Source organism: Xanthomonas sp. NCPPB 2586 (assembly GCF_041475775.2).
GTDB lineage: Bacteria > Pseudomonadota > Gammaproteobacteria > Xanthomonadales > Xanthomonadaceae > Xanthomonas > Xanthomonas campestris.
Genome location: NZ_CM192981.1, coordinates 1,484,744 through 1,499,779, shown reverse-complemented (window position 1 = coordinate 1,499,779; position 15,036 = coordinate 1,484,744). Strand labels below are relative to the sequence as shown.

At 63.7% G+C, this 15,036-nt stretch carries 13 protein-coding genes; 5 read left to right on the top strand and 8 right to left on the bottom strand.

Annotation, left to right across the window (positions count from 1 at the left end; all coding sequences use genetic code 11):
- Window positions 1–17: 17 nt before the first annotated feature.
- Window positions 18–941, top strand: a complete 924-nt coding sequence (locus tag ACCQ09_RS06260) for an alpha/beta fold hydrolase (RefSeq protein ID WP_029628891.1) — start codon at window positions 18–20, stop codon at window positions 939–941.
- The gene (locus ACCQ09_RS06255; RefSeq protein WP_011037995.1) at window positions 938–3,412 is read left to right on the top strand and encodes an acyl-CoA dehydrogenase; all 2,475 of its coding nucleotides are present in this window, start codon (window positions 938–940) and stop codon (window positions 3,410–3,412) included. Before ACCQ09_RS06260 ends, ACCQ09_RS06255 begins: the two co-directional genes overlap by 4 nt.
- 688 nt (window positions 3,413–4,100) lie before the next feature.
- Here the strand turns inward: ACCQ09_RS06255 and ACCQ09_RS06250 are convergent.
- Window positions 4,101–4,454, bottom strand: a complete 354-nt coding sequence (locus ACCQ09_RS06250; RefSeq protein ID WP_040940894.1) for a DUF1304 domain-containing protein — start codon at window positions 4,452–4,454, stop codon at window positions 4,101–4,103.
- A 56-nt stretch (window positions 4,455–4,510) separates the two neighbouring features.
- Entirely contained in the window at window positions 4,511–5,875 is a 1,365-nt protein-coding gene (locus ACCQ09_RS06245; RefSeq protein ID WP_011037997.1) for an NTP/NDP exchange transporter, read from the bottom strand.
- Between the two features lie 339 nt (window positions 5,876–6,214).
- On the opposite strand from ACCQ09_RS06245, the gene ACCQ09_RS06240 reads away from it, so the two are divergent.
- Complete coding sequence (locus ACCQ09_RS06240) at window positions 6,215–7,594, top strand: serine hydrolase domain-containing protein (RefSeq protein ID WP_011037998.1); 1,380 nt, start codon at window positions 6,215–6,217, stop codon at window positions 7,592–7,594.
- A gap of 724 nt (window positions 7,595–8,318) precedes the next feature.
- Here the strand turns inward: ACCQ09_RS06240 and ACCQ09_RS06235 are convergent.
- Window positions 8,319–9,421, bottom strand: a protein-coding gene (locus tag ACCQ09_RS06235) for an IS3-like element IS1404 family transposase (RefSeq protein WP_100101058.1) whose coding sequence is annotated in 2 segments (ribosomal slippage) — window positions 8,319–9,163 and window positions 9,163–9,421 — 1,104 coding nt in all. Because the reading frame shifts where the segments join, the coding sequence is not laid out codon by codon here.
- Window positions 9,422–10,263: 842 nt separating this feature from the next.
- Between ACCQ09_RS06235 and ACCQ09_RS06230 the strand changes: the two genes are divergently transcribed.
- On the top strand, window positions 10,264–10,716 hold the full coding sequence (locus ACCQ09_RS06230) for a hypothetical protein (protein WP_228428475.1): 453 nt from the start codon (window positions 10,264–10,266) through the stop codon (window positions 10,714–10,716).
- On the opposite strand, the gene ACCQ09_RS06225 is transcribed toward ACCQ09_RS06230, so the two are convergent.
- Window positions 10,710–11,171 carry a hypothetical protein gene (locus ACCQ09_RS06225; protein ID WP_162871129.1) on the bottom strand — a complete coding sequence of 154 codons (462 nt, stop codon included), beginning with the start codon at window positions 11,169–11,171 and terminating at the stop codon, window positions 10,710–10,712. The genes ACCQ09_RS06230 and ACCQ09_RS06225 overlap by 7 nt on opposite strands.
- 60 nt (window positions 11,172–11,231) lie before the next feature.
- On the opposite strand from ACCQ09_RS06225, the gene ACCQ09_RS06220 reads away from it, so the two are divergent.
- Entirely contained in the window at window positions 11,232–11,525 is a 294-nt protein-coding gene (locus tag ACCQ09_RS06220; RefSeq protein WP_012437734.1) for a hypothetical protein, read from the top strand.
- Window positions 11,526–11,743: 218 nt separating this feature from the next.
- On the opposite strand, the gene gcvH is transcribed toward ACCQ09_RS06220, so the two are convergent.
- The 4 genes from gcvH to ACCQ09_RS06200 all read right to left on the bottom strand — a co-directional run bounded on the left by gcvH (window position 11,744) and on the right by ACCQ09_RS06200 (window position 14,999).
- Window positions 11,744–12,139, bottom strand: a complete 396-nt coding sequence (gcvH, locus tag ACCQ09_RS06215; RefSeq protein WP_040940891.1) for a glycine cleavage system protein GcvH — start codon at window positions 12,137–12,139, stop codon at window positions 11,744–11,746.
- A 139-nt stretch (window positions 12,140–12,278) separates the two neighbouring features.
- Complete coding sequence (gcvT, locus tag ACCQ09_RS06210; protein WP_016944147.1) at window positions 12,279–13,388, bottom strand: glycine cleavage system aminomethyltransferase GcvT; 1,110 nt, start codon at window positions 13,386–13,388, stop codon at window positions 12,279–12,281.
- 207 nt (window positions 13,389–13,595) lie between these two features.
- On the bottom strand, window positions 13,596–14,030 hold the full coding sequence (locus tag ACCQ09_RS06205; RefSeq protein WP_012437732.1) for an NfeD family protein: 435 nt from the start codon (window positions 14,028–14,030) through the stop codon (window positions 13,596–13,598).
- Window positions 14,031–14,033: 3 nt separating this feature from the next.
- On the bottom strand, window positions 14,034–14,999 hold the full coding sequence (locus ACCQ09_RS06200; RefSeq protein ID WP_012437731.1) for an SPFH domain-containing protein: 966 nt from the start codon (window positions 14,997–14,999) through the stop codon (window positions 14,034–14,036).
- Between the last annotated feature and the right edge of the window lie 37 nt (window positions 15,000–15,036).

Genomic DNA, 15,036 nt, shown 5'->3' with positions numbered 1-15,036 from the left:
GATCCATACCATTAGGTATGGTCAGCCATCCCTCTAGCCTCGCCGAGACTGCATCCCTTGCTCGCATCAGCGTGGGAGATGCGTCGCTGGCGGTTTCGCGGCGTGGTGCTGGCAATGCGCCCACCGTGTTACTGGCGCATGGATTCGGGCAGACACGTCATGCCTGGGAAGCGACGGCCACGGCACTGGCGGAGGCCGGCTATCAGGCGCTGTCGTTCGATGCGCGTGGGCATGGCGACTCCAGTATCAATCCTGCGTCCCTGCCCTATTCGGCGGCGCAATTTACCGATGACCTGATCGTGCTGGCGGGTGAGTTGCCCGAGCCACCGGTGCTGGTAGCTGCGTCGATGGGCGGGCTGTTCGGCCTGCTGGCCGAAGCGCGTTGGCCGGGCTTGTTTCGCGCGATTGTGCTGGTGGACATCACGCCACGCTGGGATACCACCGGCGTGGAGCGCATCCTGCGCTTCATGACCGCGCATCCGCAGGGGTTTGCGTCGCTGGATGCGGCCGCCGATGCAATTGCCGCATATCTGCCGCAGCGCCCGCGCAAGAGTGCGGCGCAACTGCAGTTGCTGCTGCGCCAGCGCAGCGACGGGCAATGGCATTGGCATTGGGATCCGCGCCTGGTCAGCGAACTGGCGGGCCAGGATAGCCAGGCGCAGCAACAGGCACTGATGGAGGCTGCCGCACAGGTACGGTGCCCGATGCTGCTGATCAGCGGCGGACGCAGCGATCTGGTCACGCCGCAAACCATCACTGAATTCCTGTCGATCGCCCCGCATGCGCAGCACGTGCAACTGCCGCACGCCACGCACATGCTGGCCGGCGACGACAACACCACGTTTACCGCCACCGTGTTGCATTATCTGGACGCACTTCCCTCGGTTGGCATCAGCACCGCGTCCAACATTACCGAGCATGTCACTGGAGCAAGACCATGAGCATCGTTGCACCGTTCCTCCTCGTCATCCTGGCGGCGGGCATCGCTGCCTATCACCGCATGCGCCTTGCCACGTGGGTCGCGCTGAGCGCCTGCGTGCTGGTGGCGTGCTGGCTGTTGGGGGCTAACCTCACCGCCACCATCGTTGCAGCCGCGCTGGTCGTGCTGATTGCAGCGCCGGTGTTGTTGCCGTTCCTGCGCAAGCCACTGCTGACCACGCCGTTGATGGCGTTCTTCCGCAAGGTACTGCCGCCGCTCTCGCAGACCGAGCGTATTGCGCTGGAAACCGGCTCGGTCGGTTTCGAGGGCGAGCTGTTCACCGGTGATCCGGACTGGCAGAAGCTGCTCAACTATCCCAAGCCGCAGTTGACCGCCGAAGAGCAGGCGTTCCTGGATGGCCCGGTGGAAGAGCTGTGCAAGATGGTCAACGACTGGGAAATCACCCATGTCCACGCTGACCTGCCGCCGGAGCTGTGGGATTACATCAAGAAGCACAAGTTCTTCGGCATGATCATTCCGAAGCAATACGGCGGCTTGGGTTTCAGTGCGCTGGCGCACCACAAGGTGATCCAGAAGCTGTCGTCGATCTCCAGCGTGGTCAGTTCCACCGTCGGTGTGCCGAACTCGCTCGGGCCGGGCGAGCTGCTGCTGCACTACGGCACGCCGGAACAGAAGGATTATTACCTGCCGCGTCTGGCGGTGGGTGCCGAGGTGCCGTGCTTCGGTCTGACGGGCCCGTTCGCAGGCTCCGATGCCACGTCGATTCCGGATTACGGCATCGTCTGCAAGGGCGAGTGGAATGGCGCCAACGTGCTCGGCGTCAAGCTCACCTTCGACAAGCGTTACATCACCCTGGCGCCGGTGGCGTCGCTGATCGGTCTGGCGTTCCGCGCCTATGATCCGGACGGCCTGATCGGTGACAAGAAGGACATCGGCATCACCCTGGCGCTGCTGCCGCGCGACACCCCCGGGGTGGAGATCGGCCGTCGCCACTTCCCGTTGAATTCGCCTTTCCAGAATGGCCCGATCCATGGCGAAGAAGTGTTCATTCCGCTGAGCCAGTTGATCGGCGGCGTGGAGATGGTCGGCAAGGGCTGGAACATGCTCAACGAGTGCCTGGCCGTGGGCCGCTCGATCACCCTGCCCTCCACCGCCAGTGGCGGTGGCAAGTACGCTGCAGTGGTGACCGGTGCGTACGCACGCATCCGCAAGCAGTTCGGCCTGTCGGTTGGCCGTTTCGAGGGCGTGGAAGAAGCGCTGGCGCGTATCGGCGGCAAGGCGTATGCGATTAGCGCACTGGCGCAGGCCACTGCCGCAGCGGTTGATCGTGGCGATGTACCGTCGGTGCCGTCGGCGATTGCCAAGTACCACTGCACCACCATGGGCCGCGAAGTGGTAAGCGACATGATGGATGTGATCGGCGGCAAGGGCATCATCCTGGGGCCGCGCAACTTCGCCGGCCGCGCCTGGCAGGCCGCACCGATCGGTGTGACCGTGGAAGGCGCCAACATCATGACCCGCAGCCTGCTGATCTTCGGCCAGGGCGCGATCCTGTGCCATCCGTGGGTGATGAAGGAAATGAAGGCGGCGCAGGATCCGGATACGCGTCGCGGCCTGGAAGAGTTCGACCAGAGCCTGTTCGGCCATATCCGCTTCGGTATCTCCAACGCCGTGCGCTCGTTCTGGTTCGGCCTGACCGGTGCGCGCATCGGTGCGGCGCCGGGCGATGCGTACACGCGTCGGTTCTTCCGCAAGCTGGATCGTTATTCGGCCAACCTGGCCTTGATGGCCGACGTGTCGATGCTGATGCTGGGCGGCAAGTTGAAGTTCAAGGAGTCGCTGTCCGGTCGCCTGGGCGATGTGCTGAGCCATATCTACATGACCAGCGCGATGCTCAAGCGGTATCACGACGAAGGCGCACCGGCGACCGACCAGCCGCTGCTGGCCTGGGCCTTCCACGACAGCGTGCACAAGATCGAAACCGCGCTGTCGGCGGCACTGCGTAACTTCCCGATCCGCCCGGTGGGCTGGCTGATGTGGGTGCTGATCTTCCCGCTGGGCCGCCGTGCCGAAGCACCGGGCGACCGCCTGGGCCATCGTGTGGCATCGATCCTGATGGCACCTAACGAAGCACGCGATCGCTTGGCACAGGGCGTCTTCCTCACACCATGCGCCAACAATCCGGGCGGCCGTATCGCCAGCTACCTGACCAAGGCCGTGATGGCCGAGCCGGTGGAACGCAAGTTCCTGAAGGCGCTCAAGACCAAGGGTATCGAGGCGTTGGATTTCCCGGCGCAGCTGGACGAAGCCGTGGCCGAGGGCGTGCTCACCCTGGACGAGCGCAAGCTGCTGGAAGAGCTGCGCGAGATCATGATGGACACGATCACCGTGGACGATTTCGATCCGCACGAACTGCGCGCGGCCAGCTTCTACGACAAGCCGCAGGCACAGCAGCCGCGCGAAGCCGCGTAAGGGCAGCAACGAGGAACAAGCACAACGGCGAGCTCAGGCTCGCCGTTGTTGTTTCTGGCGCTTGACCCGTGAGCGCAGGCGAACGTGCCGTTGTCAGCGAGTGGATGGTCATGCCGACTGATCCGGCAGCGTTGATGAGAAGGGGATGAGCGACTCGTCGCGCAGCGTCTTTGCAACGGCGGGCTCAGGCTGGCCGTTGCTGTTCTGAGGTGGCAAATGCGCACTGACGAATGTGCAAAACGCTGTAGGCATCGCGTGGAGCGATTGCGCCGATGGGTCCGGCCGCGTTTTGTCTCAGAGAGATGCAGGCTTGTTGCACAGCGTCTCTGCGAGCGGATTGTGCTTCGCCACTGTTGTCTCTGGAGCCTGGCGAACGAGTGCTTGCCGCGCGCAAGAGAGCAATCGTCATTGCACCTGCACTACTGCGCTGATTGGCCTGGCTGTGCATCGCTGCGGAGGTCACTTGGCACCCTGCACAATCTCGTTCGGCGCAACGGGAGGTGATCTCTTTCCACTTCTAGCGCTGGCGTCGCCAGGCAGCAGCACAGCGCCCTACCCGAGTGCCAACGGAAGACACGCTGGAACGCGCCCAGCAAACCGACGATGCGCTGCCAAACTCCCGCCTAACGTGCCCTGCGCGCCGGTTGCAGCGCGTCGGCCGCTCACCGCTACCAAAGCAATAGCGACTTCAACCCGGTAACCACAGCAGTGCCAATGCAATCAGCGCCGGCAACGCCTGCACGAAGAAGATGCGGCGATTGACGCTGTAGGCCCCGTAGCAGCCCGCCACCACCACACAGCCCAGGAAGAAGCCCAGCACGTCGATGCGGGCCTGCAGCGCGCCCCAGAACAGGCCGGCGGCAAGGAAGCCGTTGTAGAGCCCTTGGTTGGCCGCGAGCACGCGGGTGGCCTGTGCCTTCTCCGGCGTGTTGCGGAACGTCTTCAGGCCCAGTGGGCGCGTCCACAGCACCATCTCCAGGACCAGGATGTAGACGTGCAGCAGCGCAACACACAGGCCGGCAACGATGGCAACGATGGACATAGGGACTGGCTCGATCAAGGTAGGCGCCAGCATAGCGGCGATGACTGGCGTGCGGCTTACTCGCGGATGCGCCTTGCCGCCGCATCGCGTTCGGCGGGGAGCTTGCGTGCCTCATGCAGCACGCCCAGGGCGCCCACCGTCATGCCGCATGCGATCAACACGCCCACACCGAAGACCACACTGGAACCGAACGCCGACACCACCTTGTGGATCCACACAACGCTCAGATCGCCGCCGCGGTAGACCACGGTGTCGATCGTGGCCCCGGCCTTGTAGCGCCATTCGCGATCGACGCGCGTGTACAGCGTCTCGCGCGCCGGCTTGGCCAGGGCAAACTCGCTGGAGCGGGTCATCACCTGCACGATCGCCAGCATCATGGGCAACGGTGAAGCAGACAACACGGCGAATCCGAAGATGATCGCCGCGCCGGGAATCAGCAGCGCGGGTGCAATGCCGAAGCGCGACAACAAGGCCCGCGTGACCAGCAACTGCAGGACCAGCGTGAGCGCATTGACCGCCAGATCGATGTTGGCGTAGTAGGCGGTGCTCGCTGCCGCATCGGTATACAGGCGCCGCACCAGCGCGGCCTGCTCGTTGTACAGCAGCGTGCCAACGCCCACACCAAACACCACCATGACCGCGAGCCAGCGCAGCAGCGGCTCGCGCACGATCAGCTTCAGCCCGCCCAACACGTCGCCGCCCATCGGCACTTCGCCGGAGGTCACCTGGCGCTCCTGCTCGCGTGCGACCGCCCACAGGCGCAGGCGCAAGAGGCATACCACGCACATCCCCAGAAAGCCGGCCGACACCAGCATCAAGTGCGCAATGCCGATCCGCTCCACCAGGGTGCGGGTGAGGATCGGCCCCAGAAACGCGCCGATGGTGCCGGCCGCACCGATATAGCCGTAATAGCTGCGCGCCTCCGCATTGCTGAAGACATCGGCCATGAAGCTCCAGAACACTGCCACGGCGAACAGGTTGAACACCCCCGTCCACAGGAAGAACGCCATTCCGCGCCCGGGCACACCGGTGTCGAACAGCACATAGAACAGCAGCAGCGTGGCGATAAAGAAGCCGTATACCACCGGCAGAAATACGCGGCGCGGGTAGCGGCTCACCAGGGCCCCGTAGATCGGTTGCAAAAGCAGGGTGATCAAAAAGGTGCAGGTAAACAGCACCTGCAAGGTGAAGTCCTTCAGCGGCATGCCGTGTGCACCGAAGAACGCGATCATGCCGGCCGGAAAAATTGCCGCCACATCCGCCGATGCACCCATCGCTTCGCGCACGGGGCGCAGCACGTAGTAGCCGCTGAGCAGGCAGAAGAAGTACAGGAACGACCACGCCAACGGCGGGGAACTGCGCAAAGCACCCGCCAGGTGGGCCACCGATCGACGCGAAGATGACTGGCCGTTCATCGGCATGACAGCGCTCGGTGCGGCGAGCTCGACAACAAGACCATGACAGCGCAGCGCCCGCAGGAAAGCGCGCAAGTTAGCCGATGCACGCGTTCGCAGCCAGCGGCGCCAAGCACTTGCGCGGTTTTAACGGTCCTGGCGAGGCCTGCTCGGCACCTGGGCACGCGGCTTGCAGCTGCCTGATCGTGGCGTCTGCATGCCCGCCCAGGCGCGCTGCATGCGGGCTTTTTCACAAGCAGAATCATCAATAGGATCAATACGATGCCCATTCATCTTCCGGCAGTTTGTGCTATTGCAAAGCGCGGCGCTAGAATCGCCGGAGGCAGTGGAACAGGCGGGAACACCATGACAGAAATACGCAGGCGCCGACGGTTCCGTCCGTTGGCCGTTGGGCTGTTCGGGGCATTGCTGCCTCTGGCGCTTTCTTCCACCGCGCAGACCCCTGCCCTGACTGCCAATAGCTTGCAGCCGGCGACCGCCGCGCAGTCGCCCACTGCTCCGTTGCCTTACCGCACGTCGCTGCCTGCCAGCAGCGTGCTGGCGCCTGCCGCTGGCTTCGATGTGCCTTCGTTCGAGTCGATGGCCGACCAGCTCACCTACGGCAACCGCGTACCTGGCATGGCGATGGCCATCGTGCAGGGCGGCAAGGTGCTCAGCGCGCGCGGCTATGGCGTCACCGACGTCAATCATCCGCAGCCTGTCGACGGCCACACCGTGTTCCGGCTGGCGTCGTTGTCCAAGGCATTTGCCGGCACCATGGCCGGGCTGCTGGTCAACGACGGCGTGCTGCGCTGGGACAGCAAGGTGGTGGACTACGTCCCCGGCTTCCAGCTCAGCGACTCCACTGCCACCCGTCAGCTCACCGTAGCCGAAGTCCTCAGCCACCGCGTCGGCCTGACCCGCAACGCCTACGACCGCGACATCGAATCCAACGCCGACTACTACTCGCTCAGCCACAAGCTGGCAGCCGCGCCACTGCGCTGCGCGCCTGGCGATTGCTATGCCTACCAGAACGTCGCCTTCAGCCTGGTCGGTGATGTGGTGTTCGCGGCATCGGGCAGCTTCTATGAGCAATCAGTGGAGCGCCGCATCTTCAAGCCGCTGGGCATGAACGATGCCAGCATGGGCCTGGCCGGTATCCAGGCCAGCCCGCATTGGGCACGCCCGCATGTGCGCAGCCGCAATGGCTGGGTGTCGCTGACGCCCAAGCCGACCTACTACCGCCTGGCACCGGCCGCCGGCGTCAATGCCAGCGCCAGCGACATGGCGCAGTGGCTGCTCGCCCACACCGGGCATCGCACCGACGTCCTGCCTGCGCCGCTGCTGGCGACATTGCACGCACCGCTGATCTCCACACCGGGCGAAATGCGCTCGGGCTGGCGCCACGAGCGCGTGGACGCAGCCAGCTATGCACTGGGCTGGCGCGTGTTCGACTACGCCGGGCATCAGGTGATCTTCCACGCCGGCGCCGTGCAGGGCTATCGCGGCCTGGTGGCGTTGCTGCCCGAACGCGACCTCGGCATTGCCATCATGTGGAACGGCGAAAGCGGCCTGCCCTCGGGCATGCTGCCGACCATCCTGGATCGCGCCCTTGGCCTGCCGGCCAAGCGTTGGCTGGATATCGATGTGGACGGCGACTTCGGCAGCGAGAACATGCTGGCCGAGCGTCCGGATCCTGCCGGTAAGGGCGCCTCGTCCGGCAAGTCGGTGGCATCGCCGCGCTGACCTGGTGGCTGGATAACGCATAGATCGAAAGGCGGCTTCGGCCGCCTTTTTTGTTGCCTTGCTGGGAGGCGATGCGATGGATTTCGGGGCAGCCGATCGTTGGTGCGTGGATTGGCGGGCCTGCGCCCGAGCCTGCGGCTGGTGCGTGAGTGCGTGAGTGCGTGAGATGCGATGACACCCATGCCAACTGAAGTTGCCGATGGCAGGTGAGATGCCGTTTCGCTATGCATGCTTGCTAGCCGCGCTTGCCTCGACGTTATCCGACCCACAGGGCCATGACGCGGACGAAGTGCAGGCCACACACGGCAGCACCGTGGGCCAGCTCGACGACAATGAGCTGCTCTAGCTCTACTGCGCTAGCGCGGGTTGTCCGGCGCAGCACGCGGCTGAGCGGCCTCCCGGGCACACATGAGGCGGAAGCAACACGTGGCTCGTCGCTGTATTTACGTACCAGGTAACCCGCAAGCGCTGAGTGCTTTGCACTCGGCCAAGCGAACCTGCGCACTGATCTTTAAGGGCGTGGTGATCGGCACGCTCTGTGCCGGCTGGCCACTAGCAGCCAGCTTCCGAAGCTCATGTTGGCCTGCCACTGGCAGATAGCTCCCAAAGCTCGTACCGGCTGACCACTGGCAGACAGATGACGAGGCTTGTGTCGGTTGACCTTTGGCAGACAGATTCCGGGGTTGGTGATGCGACGTCCCCCCGCCCTGAGTAGCGGCCTGGTTTAGAGTCCGGGGTTGATGATATCGGTGTTTGCCAGATGTTGGGCATACGCAGCCGGCGTCATGCCGCCGATTGCTTTCTTGGGTCGGTCCTCGTTGTATTCGCGTCGCCAGCGTTCGATTTCGGTGCGCGCGTGCAGTAACGTCGGGAACCAGTGCTCGTTGAGGCATTCGTCGCGCAGTCGGCCGTTGAAGGATTCAACATAGGCGTTCTGGTTCGGTTTGCCTGGCTGGATGAGCCGTAGTTGCACATTACGGGCATGCGCCCAAGCGACCATCGCCTTACCGCAAAACTCCTTGCCGTTGTCAGTGCGGATCACCTTCGGCAAACCGCGACTGTGCGCCAGTCGGTCCAGCACGCGCGTCACCCCGTGCCCGGAGATCGCGCGCTCCACTTCGATGGCGACCGCTTCGTGGGTTGCATCGTCCACGATCACCAGACACTTGATCACCCGGCCTTCGGCGGTGCGGTCGAACACAAAGTCCATCGACCACACCTGGTTGGCCTGCGATGGCCGCAGCAGCGGTTGACGCTCGCCTATTGGGACCTTCTTGCGCTTGCGGCGGCGCACTTGCAGCTGCTGCTCGCGATACAACCGTTCCACACGCTTGTAGTTCACGATGCGCCCTTCTTGCCGCAATTTGAGATAGATCATTCCCACGCCATAGCGGCGATGGCGATGTGCCAACGCACAGATGCGTTCGCGCAGTTCGCCATTGCGATCTTCGCGCGGGCAATACCGCAGTGCACTGGCGCTCATGCCGATCACTGCCAACGCACGACGCTCGCTGGCACCACGCCCGATCCATTCGCGCACCAGCGTACGACGCGCCGGTGCGCTTACCACTTTTTTCGCAGTGCATCCTTGATCAGGTCGTTCTCGAACAACTGCTCGGCCAGCAACTTCTTCAGCCGCGCGTTCTCGGACTCCAGGTCCTTGAGCCGCTTGGCATCGGGCACGCTCATCCCACCGAACTTGCTGCGCCACAGGTAGTACGAGGCCTCGCTGAAGCCATGCCGCCGGCACAGGTCCTTGATGGCGACGCCGCTTTCGGCTTCGCGCAGAAAGCCGATGACCTGCTCGTCAGTAAAACGTTTCTTCACGTCCAATCTCCTCGGGGTAGGGAATTGGACTCCAAACTGAGGCGCTACTCAAAATTGGGGGGACGTCGGATGGACAGCCACTGACGGGCAGACCCCGAAGCTCGTGTCGCTGCGAACAGATTCCGCGTTTGGTGATGGAAGGGAAATGGCGATGGCAGGCAGGTAGCGGCAGGGTCACCGCCATCTGCAGGCGGTTATGCACATTGAGGCGCTTCGAAAACGATGCCGGTAATGCAATCGGCGGATCGACCCGGGGGATCTGCAACGACTGCAAGGAAGTCGCTGGCGTGGTGGTCAACTGAGCTGAAGATCGGTTGCTGCAACTACAGCTATGACTAAGAGCTAGCCGCTGGTGATGGGCGATACAGCCGACGCAGAAAAACTCGGCGGTCATTGATCGGTCCAGTAAGGTGCCGCGTCGAGCTGTCGGCAGGCGCGGCTATGGCACCTTGTCGGCTGTGGAACGCAGCCTGCAAGCCCGAGGTGCTCATCCATCCCTGGGCTGCAGCCCGCCGCAGCATAGGGCGCGACGTCCTGCGTCGGCTGGGCCTGGAACAGGCCGCACTTGCACCCTAACGTACTGCCCGCTGCCCTATTGCAATGCCGATTCGCAGTGTACGAACCCAAGAACCCACAAGCGCGTGCTCCAGCCGCCTGCATCCATCCGCCGCGTCAGCGACGATGCTCTGCCGCGGCAACCCGCCCAACTGCATCCGCCCAATAAAAAAGCTCCCTCCCCGCTGGGCGTCGGGGAGAGAGCTCGATGTTTACGGCGATCGGGTGTTACAAATCAGATCAGCGGTGCCGGGGTTGCGGGCAGCGCGACCGGAGCGGCCTTCTTCTTGCGAGCGACCGGCTTCTTCTTGGCGACCTTCTTCACAGCAGGCTTCTTGGCAGCAGACTTCTTGGTGGCGGACTTCTTGGTCGCCTTCTTCGGAGCTGCCTTCTTGGCGGTCTTCTTGACGGCCTTCTTGACGGCCTTCTTGGCGGCAGTCTTCTTGGTCGCCTTCTTTGCAGTCTTCTTCACTGCCTTCTTGGCGGCAGTCTTCTTGGTTGCCTTCTTCGCAGTCTTCTTGACGGCCTTCTTGGCAGCAGTCTTCTTGGTTGCCTTCTTTGCAGTCTTCTTGACGGCCTTCTTGGCGGCGGTCTTCTTCACTGCCTTCTTGGCGGTCGCCTTCTTCGCGACCTTCTTGACGGCCTTCTTGGCGGCAGTCTTCTTCACTGCCTTCTTGGCGGTGGGTTTCTTTTTCGCAGCTTTTTTAGTGGTGGCCATGTGTTTGGCTCCTCGTCAGTGAACTATGGAGTTGGAAAACGCCCAGTTGAAGCAAACCCCGTGACGGCATGCCGTCGTCGGGAACCGTCCGCAGGTGATGCGCGACGGGACGGATACAGAAACACCCGCATCGAACGGCGACACGGGTGCGTGATCGGAACGACCGCTGCGTTTTTTTTGGAGAGAAGCGAACCCGACTCCACCGTTGATGGTGCTTCGGTGGACATCTGGAACAAGCGTGTCGGCCTGATGTCGATTCTGCTCACTCTCTTCCGCAGCAATGTCTGCTGGGCGAAACCTAATCACGCTTTTTTTTACTGTCAACACTCTTTTGCAAATATTTTTCAGTCTGGTGTCGCCACGCGTCGGCAAGCGGCGACGCAAACCGGCGTTGCCGGCGATCACCAACCCCGCATTCGCACAGGCGCTTGCGCAGTGGTTTTTTAAAAAGCACTTCTTTTGCGCTGTTTTTTTCATGCATGCCGTTCAAGCACATACGCAGGCACTGCGCGCCAGCAACACGACGCGGTGTCTGCGATGACCGCTGCGCCGCCTGTCCGCCAGCTGAAAATTTTTTTGCCGGCGTTGCCGCTTCCGGCGTCGCACAAGCACAAATGCGCAAACTTCTTGCGCCGTTTTGTACTGCATGCGGTGCGGCGCACACGCACCGATGGAGTCGCATGCGTTGGTTCGCGCCATCGGCAATGGCAGTACGACGACCACTTTTTCACCGAGCGCACGCCAACTCCTCACGAGTGGCTCACGCCAGAATTCCGACGCGACGAAAAACGACCGCACACTCCTGACCAACAATCGACCGCCCGCATGTAGCGCATCGGCCGACTATCGCCCGTGACGGATGCGACCGCGATGACATCGATTCGGTCAACCACTGCTCCGCGCGCCGACGCCCTGCACGTGCGCATGCATCACCCCCAGCTAGAAAACGACGGCATGCAGGTCTGTGCTCGGTCGGCGAACCACCACCCGCCAGGCAAAAAAAATGGCCGCTCGGATGAGCGGCCATCGGGATGCAGCAGGCGGCGCGATCAGTGCGCGTCGTCTTCCAGCAGCTCGGCGTAATCGTCCGGGGCCAGCAGTTCGTTGAGCTGTTCCTTGTCGTCGATCTCCACCACGAAGATCCAGCCTTCGCCGTACGCGTCTTCATTGATGGTTTCCGGCTTGTCGCTCAGCGAGGCATTGACCTCGACGACCGTGCCGGTGACCGGGCTGTAGACGTCGGAGGCGGCCTTGACCGACTCCACCACCGCAGCGCCGTTGCCAGCCTGGACGGTGTCGCCAACGGCTGGCAGTTCGACGTAGACCAGGTCACCCAGCAAGCCTTGCGCGTGGTCGGAGATACCGACAGTGACGCGGCCATTGCCTTCGAGGCGGGCCCACTCGTGGGATTTGAGGAACTTGAGGTCGCCAGGGATCTCGCTCATGGGTGTGCTCCGGGAAAACGTAGGGTTCGGGGACAAGGCGCTAGTTTAACCAAGGCCGTGCGTCAGGTGCTGGCATCGCGTGATGGCAATGCCGATGGATCGCTGCTGCCGGCCGCGCGAACGACCGGCAGCGGCAGGCTTACGCGCCGAGTACGCCGGGCTGGGCCTGGCCATCGCGCACAAACGGAAACTTCACCGCGCGCAAGGGCACCTGCTTTCCACGGATGTCCACGCGCAGGTCGTCGATGCTGCCGGCCGGCACGCGTGCGAAGGCGATGGCCTTGCCCAGGGTGGGCGAGAACGTGCCGGACAGGATCTCGCCCTCGCCGCCTGCGCTGAGCACCTTCTGGCCGTGACGCAGCACGCCCTTCTCGTCCATGACCACGCCGATCATCTGGCGGGCTGCGCCCTGCGCTTTTTGCGACTCCAGCACGCTGCGGCCGATGAAGTCGCGGCCTTCGTCGAGCGTGATGGTCCAGGCCAGCGCGGCTTCGTACGGAGTGACGTCGTCGTCCATGTCCTGGCCGTAGAGATTCATGCCCGCTTCCAGACGCAAGGTGTCGCGCGCGCCCAGGCCGGCAGGCGCCACGCCATGCGCGAGCAGCGCATTCCAGAACGCGACCGCATCGGCCTGCGGCAACACGATTTCAAAACCGTCCTCACCGGTGTAGCCGGTGCGCGCGAGGAACAACGCAACGCCATCGCGCGTGCGCGTCTGCAGCGCAGCGAAGCGGCCGAGCTTGCTCGCCGCGCTGGCATCGGCGGGGTCGAGCAGATCGATCACCTTGCTGCGCGCGTTGGGCCCCTGCACCGCGATCATGGCGAAGTCGGCGCGTTCTTCCACGCGCACCTCGAAGCGTGCGGCCTGTTCGCCGATCCACTGCAGGTCCTTGTCGCGGGTGGCGGCGTTGACCACCAGGCGGAAGAACTCTTCCTGCATGAAGTACACGATCAGGTCGTCGATCACGCCGCCTTGCGGGTTGAGCATGCAGGTGTACAGCGCCTTGCCGGAGACCTTGAGCTTGTCGACCGAATTGGCCAGCAGGTAGCGCAAGAACTCGCGCACGCGCGCGCCGTGCAGATCGACCACGGTCATGTGGCTGACGTCGAACATGCCGGCGTCGCGACGCACCTGGTGGTGTTCGTCGATCTGCGAGCCGTAGTGGATCGGCATGTCCCAACCGCCGAAGTCGACCATCTTGGCGCCGAGCGCGCGATGGGTGTCGTTGAGGATGGTCTTCTGGGTCATGAGCGCCGGTCCAAGGGAAAGAGGACCATTATCGCCGGCCGGCCACGCTTGGGGGAAACCGCGGGCTGGCGCTGAGGCAACGCACGGCCGGTGCGTGGGCATCGGGGTGCGTGCGCCGCTCGGACGCACCCGACCAGCGGCGACCGATGAGTTCCCGATTGAGTGGCGTGCGGCGCACTACGGGCGCATCACGCGCCCGTGGGTGGATCAGGTGTTGGGCTGCACCTGCAGGGTCATGCCGTCGACCGCAACGATGCGCACCAACGCACCGGCGGGAAGATCCGGGCCACTCACCACCCAGAACGCATCGTCCACCTTGGCGCGGCCACGTCCGTCAACGATCGCCTGATCCAGCAACACGCTGCGGCCGATCAACTGTTCGGCGCGCCGGTTGAGCAAGGGCCGATCGCTCTGCCGGCCCTTGCCGCGGAACCAGGTGCGATACACCTGGATGGCGACGAAGCTGAGCACCACGAACGCCAAGATCTGCAACAGTACCGACATGCCGGGCACGGCCAGCACCAGCACGCACACCGCTGCGGCCGCGATGCCCATCCATAGCAGAAACGCGCCGGGCGCCAGCGTCTCGGCGGCGATCAACAGCAAGGCCAGCATTGCCCAGGCGACCATGTCCCAGCGCATCGCTCAGCCTCCCGCGCGCGGCGGCAGTGGCGGCGTGCGCACCACCGGCGCGTCGGGCTTGCCCAAGGCCTCCTTGGCCAGCTCGGCAATGCCGGCGATAGAGCCGATGATGCCGCTGGATTCCATCGGCATCAGCACGAACTTCTGGTTGGGCGCGGTGGCCAGCGCCTTGAACGCTTCCACATACTTCTGCGCAACGAAATAGTTGATCGCCTGCACGCTGCCCTGAGCGATCGCATCGGACACCATCTGGGTGGCCTTGGCTTCGGCCTCGGCCAGGCGCTCGCGTGCCTCGGCATCGCGGAACGCGGCTTCCTTGCGGCCCTCGGCTTCGAGCACGGCGGCTTGCTTCTCGCCTTCGGCGCGCAGGATTTCCGACTGGCGCGAACCTTCGGCTTCGAGAATCTGCGCGCGCTTCTCGCGCTCGGCCTTCATCTGCCGCGCCATCGAATCGATCAGGTCGCGCGGCGGCTGGATGTCGCGGATCTCGATACGGGTGACCTTGATGCCCCACGGGTTGGTGGCCTGATCGACCACGCTGAGCAGCTGCGCGTTGATGGTTTCGCGCTGGCTGAGCGATTCGTCCAGGTCCATCGAACCGATCACCGTGCGGATATTGGTCTGCACCAGGGCGATGCTGGCGATTTCCAGATTCGACACTTCATAGGCGGCCTTGGCCGCGTCCAGCACCTGGAAGAACACCACTCCGTCCACGCGCACCACCGCATTGTCCTTGGTGATGACGTCCTGGCTGGGCACGTCGAGCACCTGTTCCATCATGTTGATCTTGCGGCCCACGCCGTAGACCACCGGAATCAGGAAATGCAGGCCCGGCGTCATCGTGTGGGTGTAGCGGCCGAAGCGCTCCACGGTCCATTCGAATCCCTGCGGCACCATGCGCACCGTCTTGAACAGCACGATGACGCCAGCGACCAGAACCACGATTGCCAAGAACGATGTTGGAAACATGTGCGACTCCTTCCCCGAAGCGAACGATCCTTGCCCA